General features: G+C 61.0%; 6 protein-coding genes and 1 riboswitch. Of the genes, 5 read left to right on the top strand and 1 reads right to left on the bottom strand.

Annotation, left to right across the window (positions count from 1 at the left end):
* From ABY403_RS12395 to ABY403_RS12415, 5 genes are all read left to right on the top strand, one after another.
* The coding region (locus ABY403_RS12395; protein WP_372841135.1) for a ferric reductase at positions 1-1,000 on the top strand (1,000 nt) is incomplete at its 5' end.
* A 34-nt stretch (positions 1,001-1,034) separates the two neighbouring features.
* The gene (locus ABY403_RS12400; RefSeq protein WP_372841136.1) at positions 1,035-1,844 is read left to right on the top strand and encodes a DUF1566 domain-containing protein; all 810 of its coding nucleotides are present in this window, start codon (positions 1,035-1,037) and stop codon (positions 1,842-1,844) included.
* Positions 1,841-2,251 (top strand): DUF1566 domain-containing protein, encoded by a 411-nt coding sequence (locus tag ABY403_RS12405; protein WP_372841137.1) that lies wholly within the window; start codon positions 1,841-1,843, stop codon positions 2,249-2,251. The genes ABY403_RS12400 and ABY403_RS12405 overlap by 4 nt, the downstream gene beginning before the upstream one ends.
* Before the next feature lie 562 nt (positions 2,252-2,813).
* A complete protein-coding gene (locus tag ABY403_RS12410; RefSeq protein WP_372841138.1) occupies positions 2,814-3,725 on the top strand; it encodes a helix-turn-helix transcriptional regulator in 912 nt (303 codons plus the stop codon).
* Positions 3,726-3,749: 24 nt separating this feature from the next.
* Complete coding sequence (locus ABY403_RS12415; protein WP_372841139.1) at positions 3,750-4,415, top strand: hypothetical protein; 666 nt, start codon at positions 3,750-3,752, stop codon at positions 4,413-4,415.
* Between the two features lie 132 nt (positions 4,416-4,547).
* Here ABY403_RS12415 and ABY403_RS12420 read toward each other — a convergent pair whose 3' ends face one another.
* Complete coding sequence (locus tag ABY403_RS12420; RefSeq protein ID WP_372841140.1) at positions 4,548-4,985, bottom strand: hypothetical protein; 438 nt, start codon at positions 4,983-4,985, stop codon at positions 4,548-4,550.
* 1,043 nt (positions 4,986-6,028) lie between these two features.
* A riboswitch (SAM-I-IV-variant riboswitch) is annotated at positions 6,029-6,108 on the bottom strand. This riboswitch is flagged as partial in the annotation.

A 6,108-nucleotide genomic window follows, 5' to 3' on the forward strand; every position in this document is an offset into this window, starting at 1 on the left:
ACGCCCCAGCGGTGAGATGCCCGATTTGGGTGCGGTTCAGAACTTCTTCAACGCGCAGCGCGGCACGGCCGAGGTGCTGGGGGAATGGGCTTTCTACGCAGCCGTAGCCCTGATCGCCGTAGCGCTTATCAAACGTATTCCCTACCGGCTTTTCGCCAAGACCCATACCCTGATCGCTGTCGCCTATCTTGCCTTGGTTTTCCATGCAGCCGTGCTGATGGATTTCACCGCTTGGACGCAGCCGGTCGGCATTGTCACTGCCCTGCTAATGGTTGGGGGCGTCGTGGCAGCGGTGCTGGCGCTTACCCGGCAGATCGGCCGCCGTCACCGGGTGTCGGGTCGGATTGCCGACTTGAACCGCTTCACGTCGATGAAAATCTCGCAAGCCGAGGTCACGCTGGACGCGCGTTGGCCGGGTCACGAAGCTGGCCAGTTCGCATTCGTCACCTTCGACCGCAAGGAAGGCGCGCATCCCTTCACGATCGCTTCGGCTTGGGATCCCACCACCCGGGCGGTAACCTTCATCAGCAAGGCGCTGGGTGACTATACCGAACGCCTGCCCGAGACCGTAACGGTGGGCGACGAAGTCAGTGTCGAGGGGCCATACGGGCGCTTTACCTTCGATGACGGGAAAGAGCGGCAGATCTGGATTGGTGCGGGCATCGGCATTACGCCCTTCATCGCCCAGTTGAAGCATCTGGCATCCGCCCCGGACGGCAGGACGGTTGATCTGATCCATTGCCTACCGGAAATCGAAGCGGAACCGAAGGCGCGGCTTGCGGCTGACGTTGCGGCCGCCGGGGTCGAACTGCACCTGTTGCGCGATCGCGAAGATGGTTTGCTGACCGGTGAGCGCCTGCGCAAGATGCTGCCCGACTGGTCGAAGGCCAGCATCTGGTTCTGCGGCCCCGCTGCCTTCGGCGCGGCGCTGCGCCGCGACCTCATCGCGAATGGGCTTCGTCCTGGGGACTTTCACCAAGAGCTTTTCAACATGCGTTGAGGAGCCCGGTCATCTCCGATTAGAGAAGAACATCATGAACAGACTTCTCCTACCGAGCCTGCTGCTGGCCGCTGCGCCGGCGCTTGCGGATGCGCCGTTCCCGATCCCCGACACGATGCAGGGCACTTGCTACGACGCCACCCGCGCGATCGATTGCCCGGCACCGGGCGCGGCCTTCTTCGGGCAAGATGCGCAGCATCTCGGCACGCAGCAAAGCTATACCGACAACGGCGACGGCACTGTCACGGACAACGTGACAGGGCTGATGTGGGTGCAGTCGCCCGACCTCAACGGCGACGGAATCATCGACATCAACGACAAGCTGACTTTGGATGAAGCCCTGGCCGGTGCCGAGACTTTCGCCCTTGGCGGCTACGACGACTGGCGGTTGCCGACCATCACCGAGATGTATTCGCTGATGAACTTCAACGGCATCGACCCTAGCGGGTACGAGGGCAACGACACCTCGGGCCTGACGCCCTTCATCGATACCTCGGTGTTCGATTTCGGCTATGGGGATATGCAGGCTGGTGAACGCCTGATCGATGGGCAGATGGCGTCGAGCACCCGCTACGTCTCGAACACGATGCACGGACAAGATGAAACCCTCTTTGGGGTGAATTTCGCCGACGGCCGGATCAAGGGCTACGGGCAGCGGCTGCGTGGCGAGGACAAGGAGTTCTACGTCATGTATGTTCGGGGCGCCGTCGGCTACGGCGTGCCGGTTCTGACCGACAATGGCGACGGCACTGTCACCGACGCGGCCAGCGGGCTGATGTGGGCGCAGGCCGACAATGGCGAGGCGGTGTCCTGGCAGGACGCGCTGGTCTGGCCGAGACTATGAACGCCCAGAACTACCTCGGCCACGACGACTGGCGGGTGCCGAACGTCAAGGAACTGCAGGGGCTGGTCGATTACACCCGCTCGCCCGACACCACCGGGTCGGCGGCCCTCGACCCGATCTTCGAGATCACCGAGATCACCAACGAGGCGGGGCAGGTCGATTACCCGTTCCACTGGAGCTCGACCACCCACGTCAACATCTCGCCCCGGCCGGGCGCCTATGCCGCCTATGTCAGTTTTGGCCGGGCGATGGGGTACATGAACGGCTGGACGGATGTGCACGGCGCGGGCGCGCAACGGTCGGATCCGAAGGCCGGCGATGCGGCGGATTACCCCGAGGGTCACGGCCCGCAGGGCGACGCGATCCGCATCCTGAACTACGTCCGCCTGGTGCGCGACGCGGGCTGAGCACGCGAACGCGATACCGCCCCGGAGCAATCTTCGGGGCGGTTGCTTTTCAACGGCCGGTGAAGGCCCGGTTTGTTGCAGTTAATTGCAATCCGTCGCCATGATTCAATACGCGCGGTCAACGGGTTGTCCGGGTGCTGGCCGCGTGAGGTTGCGCAAGCTATCTGGGCTGCGATCCTGTTCCCCACCGAACTCGGGGGCCACGCGGCAAAAGCCTATTGTAGCCGGATCCGGTTCTGCCGATCTGCTACCTTTGGGCACCGCTCAGGATGCTGGAGGCCTTCTTCGACTGCCAGGTTTTGATTCTGATTTTCACGCAAGACCTCATGTATCGGTCCATGAATGATATTCAGGTGGGCCTGTCGAGGTCCCGAACTACTCGCAAACATCGTCACTGACTACGCTTGAGAATCACCTCGACAGGCCGCAAGAGCATCAATAGCTTACATGGGTGTCAATCTCTGACACGCCTTATCACCTAGGTAGATTCATGTCGTTTTCCAAGGCGCAAGACTTGATCAGGCTCGCGAGGATGGCGGCCTCTCGGCGCAGTGGGATCAGCTTGGATGAGATCTGCGAAGAGTTTGGCATTTCGCACAGGACCGCGCAGCGCATGACAGATGCGCTGGAGACCGCGTTCATGAATGTCGAAGCGGAAGATGGCGATGACCGCCGCCGCCGATGGCGTGTTGCCGACCCGATGCTAGAGCGGTTGCAACCCCGGCAAGAGACCGCCGTCGAAGCCTTGGAGATTGCCGAGCGAGCAGCACAGGCCGATGGCCGTTTGCGCCACGCGTCGGCCTTGGCCGATTTGCGTGAAGGTCTGCTTGCACGCCTTGCACCAAAGGATGCCGCGCGCATAGAGGCCGACGCCGAAGCCGTTCTGACCGCGATGGGCACGGTGATGCGGCCCGGCCCGCGGGCGAATCTTGCCCCGAAAGTTCTTGATGCGGTGATCGAGGCCCTGCGTGGTCCATTCCGTTTGCAACTGCGCTACGGCGATTCCGACGCGCCCATGCGGGTTATCGAGCCGCACGGCCTGCTTTTGGGCCATCGCAGCTATCTTGTCGCCCGGCAACCATCGCGCGGCGACACGATCTTGAACTTCCGCATGGACCGCATCCATAGCGCCGAGCCCTTGGACGAAAGTTTCGCCTTCGCGCCCGGGTTTTCGCTTCAGGATTATGCGGCGCAGGCATTTGGCGTCTACCAAGACCCCGCGCAATTTGGCGAAGTGGTCTGGCGCTTTGCGCCCGAGGCCGCTGCCCGCGCCGCAGAGTTTCGCTTTCACCCCACGCAAAGCCTAGAGCCGCAGGAAGATGGCAGCCTTATGGTGACGTTCCACGCGGCGGGCTGGCTCGAGATGGCGTGGCATCTTTATCAATGGGGCGACAAGGTCGAGGTTCTCGCCCCGGAAGGGCTTCGATCCTTGGTCGAAGATTACCGCAGATCAGATTTTGACGGGTTGCCGTAAGTGGTTTTTATAAGGAATTGAACGATGAAGCATGCACTTAACCATGCCGCGCTGAAGGCCAAGCAACGCGCTATCCGTGCAAGTTTTCCCGAAACCATGGGATTGCGCACCCATCGCGCCATAAGCTGGATCGGCCGCGCCGAGGCTTGCGGCGAAGATGACGACGCGCGCTTCATCTTTCTCTGGATTGCTTTCAATGCGGCCTATGCAGACGAGCGAGAGTTTCAGGCGATGCCCCCCGGTGAGCGCGCGGCGTTCGCCGACTACTTCAGCAAACTGGTGGCTCTGGATGGTGGGCACCGCATCTACAACGCGCTGTGGCAGAGGTTTTCCGGGCCGGTGCGGATGCTTATGGAAAACTGCTATGTCTTCAACCCGTTCTGGCAACATCACAACGGGATCGAGGGATTTTCGGATTGGGAAGATCGCTTTAAAATTTCGGCCCGCGCCTTTGCTCAGGCGTTCCAAGCCGGTGATACAGCAAAGGTGCTGAGTTTTGTGTTCGACCGGCTCTACGTGCTGCGCAATCAGTTGGTGCACGGCGGCTCGACTTGGAACAGCGGCGTGAACCGCGCGCAAGTCCATGACGGTGCCGCGATCCTGTCTTTCTTGATGCCGGTATTTATCGACCTGATGATGGACAATCCGGGCAAGGATTGGGGCAAGCCCTTCTACCCAGTTGTCACCTAGCCCTTGTGGACGGTCGGCGCAGCGCGCCAACCGCCTTTTCGACTATGGGGGCGAGGTCCAACTTCACCCGGAAGGGGAAGCCGCGCCCCCACTTTGCCGGTCTGCCCCCGTGCGCCTTTGCGGCGCGGCTGCTTATTGGTTTTTCTCTTGTGCCGCGTACCATTCGTAAAACGCGTTGGTGTGGGTCTCGAGGTCGGGATATGGCGGGATTTTCTTGGCGCGAAGTTCGTCGGCCCACCTGAGCCAAGCCATTTCCATTTCACTCAGGACGATCCGGCCATTTTCGTCGCGGGTGAACCTTTCCGAAAGGTCGACTTTGACGGTGATATCGTCGGTGGTTTCGTCATGCTCGGAATGCCAGACGATCTCTTTGGTGCCGATGTCGGTGTAGTGGACATAGAACACCAGACTTTCGTATTGGCGCATCGCAGCGTCGATCATCTCGACGATCTTTCTTTGGTCTTCTGGTGCGGGGAAAGCCTTCAGCAAGGCAGGGAACCAGTGCACTGCGGCGCGGTGCCCGGCGAGAGTTTCGATGCTGATGTGGTTGGAGTTCTCGGATACGGTCATCATATTGCCCTTCATGTAGCTTTAGCGCCGAAGAAATCGGTCGCTGATTACTTACAAAGGGCGATGATTTGCGTGTCGTCGTACCGAGCGTTTCCTTGGAGTTTGTACCGGCGCAATTTGCCACGAATCGCGGACAAAGAAAAGTGGGGATTCGGGCGGTCAGAAGTCGGCCGTGCTTCGCTCGATACCTATTGCTGCCGAGGCGCAGGCTGCGATTGTATCAGCCGGATGCGACAGCACCGAGAGATACCCAACGCACAAGTCGCGTCGTCGATGAGTACTCGAAGATTACGGCCCCGCGTTTTGATGCAGGTGGCGACGGGTCGAAGCCGCCCTTATCGGCGGCTTCGACCCGCCTGATGTCAGGCCCTGCCTTCCCGCCAATGCTTGTAGCCCGGGTCGGCGCGCAATGCGTTTACTTCGGGTGGCAAGACTATTGAAACGAGGTTGGATCTGGCCGCCACTTCATCGGCGAGACGGATCAGGTTGAACTCAAAGTCCACGTCTGCCGTCGCAAAGCGCGGCGTGCACGGATGTTCGACCATCGACAGGCCGTATCTGGCCATCCGGCCAGACCACGGAAAGGGTGAATAGAGATCGGGGAAGAGATCCGCGATGATGTCGTGGGCTTCGACCACCGGGTGATGGTTGGCACGCCAGATGTCATAGGCCTCGTCCGCAACCGGGATCGGCTGGTGCAGGTCACTCCCCCCGAACCAACCCGCGTCGATCATTCGCCAATGGTCAGGCTGGGTAAGCGTTTCGTAGCTCCCTTCACCGAAGGTGCGCTCGATCACCTCCTTGCGGACGATCTTTCGCGGTTCCGCCGGGCCGTCGCTTTCGAGCCGATAGGCCCCATAGGTGCCCGGCCTCACGAAGATGCGCCGGTGGCGCGGTTGCGCGCGAAGCGGGACATGCGCGACAGCGCGCGCCGCGCCAAGGAAGGTTATGGACCCCATCGCTGCGGAAGCGAGGAGCAGGGTTCTGCGGTTCATCATCTCGGTCTCTCCTTCAAGAGGCACGAGGTGATCGCCATAGAATGAAGCCAACCCAATAATTGCCGGTTCGGCCGCATCCCCTTGCGGGCGACCACCTTGCCGGGTTGGGCAGGTTGGTGAGGGTC

Source organism: Phaeovulum sp. (assembly GCF_041596715.1).
Lineage (GTDB): Bacteria > Pseudomonadota > Alphaproteobacteria > Rhodobacterales > Rhodobacteraceae > UBA6213.